Consider the following 586-nt stretch of genomic DNA (forward strand, 5'->3'; position numbering starts at 1 on the left):
AAAAAGAATTGACATCAGATGAAAAATCATTAAAATGTGTATATATTTACACATTATGAGTTTAGGTAATGGAACAAGATAGCCGAAAAATCATTGCAAAATTAAAGCGTGATGGCTTTGAACTTATCAAAGTGAAAGGTTCTCATCATAAATTTAAAAAAGATGATAAGGTTGTTATCGTTCCACATCCTAAAAAAAATCTTCCGATTGGTACAGCACGTTCTATCGCACAACAAGCAGGCTGGATAAAAGAAGGAGAAGAAGAATGAAAAGATTTTTTGCTCTTGTTCATAAAGATGAAGAATCTGCTTTTGGTGTTCAGTTTCCTGATTTTGAGGGACTTTTTTCTGCTGCTGATGAGGAAGAAAATTTAATCGCAAATGCAACAGAAGCACTCCAACTTTATTGTGAAGATATAGATAGAGTGCCTATTCCTTCAAAATTTGAAGAAGTCATACAACGGAAATCTGTCAAAACAGCTTTGTCAGAAGGAGCTTTTTTAATACAAGTTCCTTTTATTGAAAATGATTCAGAAGTCATACGCACAAATATATCAATTGAACGAGGGCTTTTACGTGCAATTGAT

2 protein-coding genes are annotated in these 586 nt (G+C 33.1%); both read left to right on the forward strand.

Annotation, left to right across the window (positions count from 1 at the left end):
• Nucleotides 1–68 precede the first annotated feature (68 nt).
• A complete protein-coding gene (locus ACFIL8_RS12380; protein WP_375690069.1) occupies nt 69–269 on the forward strand; it encodes a type II toxin-antitoxin system HicA family toxin in 201 nt (66 codons plus the stop codon).
• Nucleotides 266–586: type II toxin-antitoxin system HicB family antitoxin (locus tag ACFIL8_RS12385; protein WP_375690071.1), on the forward strand; the 321-nt coding region annotated here is incomplete at its 3' end. The genes ACFIL8_RS12380 and ACFIL8_RS12385, both read left to right, overlap by 4 nt.

It is taken from the genome of Bartonella sp. AP57NXGY (assembly GCF_042195805.1).
Classification (GTDB): domain Bacteria; phylum Pseudomonadota; class Alphaproteobacteria; order Rhizobiales; family Rhizobiaceae; genus Bartonella.